General features: G+C 33.6%; 2 protein-coding genes. Both read left to right on the top strand.

Annotated features, from left to right (window positions below; genetic code table 11):
* The first annotated feature begins 131 nt into the window (after window positions 1-131).
* Complete coding sequence (locus CCZ01_RS09790; RefSeq protein WP_112053021.1) at window positions 132-1,355, top strand: hypothetical protein; 1,224 nt, start codon at window positions 132-134, stop codon at window positions 1,353-1,355.
* Window positions 1,352-2,248 (top strand): hypothetical protein (locus CCZ01_RS09785; protein ID WP_112053020.1); only part of this gene is annotated, 897 nt, incomplete at its 3' end. The genes CCZ01_RS09790 and CCZ01_RS09785, both read left to right, overlap by 4 nt.

The following is a 2,248-nucleotide window of genomic DNA, read 5'->3' as shown; positions in this document are numbered from 1 at the left end:
ACAGAAGATTCAATATTGCAAAGAGCTTTAGAACTCCAAACAAAACAACAAAGAGGAGAGCTAGAAAACTTCTTTACACATCAAGAAGAAAACACAAATGAATCCAAATCTAAAAAAGGAGAAAAGCAATCATGAGTGAAAGAGAATTAGAAATATTTAGACTCTGTGAGCAATTAGCAAAACTACTTGGAGACAAAGAAGCTATTGCTGATTTAAGTTATTTATATGGGCGACACCCTGAAATGTTTAGAGATATGCAAGATGTTTCCAATGTGATTAAGGAAGTAGTGAAAGAGCCTGATTTGATTACCAAAGCAAAAACACAAGGTGCATTATTGGCAATAAAACAGCTTAATCAAAAAAAGATAGGTGAAATTGCGATACAAAATGATAGGGGAACAAATGTTATTTTTCATGCAAATAAAAAGAATACTTCTAAAATGAATACTTTTATGAAGAGTGTGCAGGTATTGGTGGAGACGCCCTCTGCAAATGCAGCACCCACATGGTCAGACCGTTGCGCTGATAAATCAAATGATTTACCTAAGTGCAATAAAGCACCTTCAATACCTACCACTATTATACCACAAAACCCACAAACGAATCAAAATCTTACTAAAGATTCCAAACAAATAGAACAAATAGACTTTATAGAGAAATTCACAGAATTTACAAATAAAAAGAATACACAACAAAATAACTCTCAAGACAGAGAGACAATGAATAATAAAGAATTAGAAATTTTCGAATTAAGCTTAACCTTAATGGAAGCTTTAAGTGGTGATAAAGAAGCTATCGCGGATTTAACAAAGCTAGTTTCAAACCACCCCGAACTTTTTAAGAATACAGAAGATGTATCAAAACTTATTAAAGAAGTATTAGATTCTCCAAATTTAATCTCCAACAATCATAAAGCGAAGCAAAACAATGATTTATTAGTTGCCAAAAAATCATTACAAGAAACACCGCATAAAATGGGAGATATAGGCATAAGAAATGACAATGGAACAAATATTATATATCACGCATTAAAACAAGATAGCAGACAATTTGATAGGCTTGTAAGAAGAGCTAATAAACTAGGATTGCTGGTGGGGGCGTCCTTATCCCACACCTCGAGACCTGCCGAGCTGGACGCTGACGAAAAATCATCTAGTGCAAATGCACATTCAGCAACCCATAGTGACATTATACCACAAACTACAAATCAATATCAATCCACAGAAGATTCAATATTGCAAAGAGCCTTAGAACTCCAAACAAAACAACAAAAAGGAGAGCTAGAAAACTTCTTTACACATCAAGAAGAAAACACAAATGAATCCAGATCTAAAAAAGGAGAAAAGCAATCATGAGTGAAAGAGATTTGAAGATATTTGAATTATATGGCAAATTAGCTGAACTTTTAGGAGACAAAGAGGCTATTGCTGATTTAAAAAAGCTTTATGAGAGACACCCTGAAATGTTTAAGAATATGCAAGAAGTCTCTAGCGTAATTGCAGAAGTGGTAAAAGAGCCTGAAATTATCGTTGATGCTACGCACTCAAATAAAGATACTGGGATATACAAAGCAGCAAGACGATTAGGTGATAAAAAAATGGGTGATGTGGGTATTAGGAATGATGATGGAACAAATGTTATTTTTCACGCTAACAAACAAGATAAGCGACAATTTGATAGATTGCTTAGGAAAGCTGAAAAGAATCAGTTATTGGTGGAGGCGTCATCTGCAAATGCAGCACCCACAAGGTCAGACCATTACGCTAGTAAATCAAATAATTTACCTAAGTGCAATAAAGCACCTTCAATAACTGACAAGAGCATTGTATCACAAACCATAAATAAATATCAAATTGTAAATAAGCGAGAAAATGAAAGTGTAATCTTAAAAAGACTTGATGATGGGGATATAGAATTTGTTGACAAAAAAGGCACAACAAGAAAACTAACCCAAGATGCACAAAATCTATGGAAGCAAACTTTTGAGCTTGATAGCATTGAGCAAATATATATCCCAAAGCAAAGCAAGGAGGTATTAGAAAGTTTAGGCTATAAAGAGTTAAAGCTAACAAAAGGGAGTTTGCTAAAACTTGTAGAAAAAGACAGAGTGCAATATATCCCACAAATCAAAGAAACACTAGAAAATGCAGATTTTATACTAAGAGATATTGATAATATGGTGATCTTTGCAAAACAAATCAAGGATAAAGAATATTTCACGAGTATAAATCTTGAAACGCAAGATTAC

The sequence above is a fragment of the Helicobacter monodelphidis genome, assembly GCF_003288845.1.
Lineage (GTDB): Bacteria > Campylobacterota > Campylobacteria > Campylobacterales > Helicobacteraceae > NHYN01.
This window is presented reverse-complemented; position numbering and strand designations above follow the sequence as displayed.

Coding starts and splice junctions, on each gene's coding strand:
- CCZ01_RS09790 (WP_112053021.1), top strand. CDS start 132: ATGAGTGAAAGAGAATTAGAAATATTTAGACTCTGTGAGCAATTAGCA.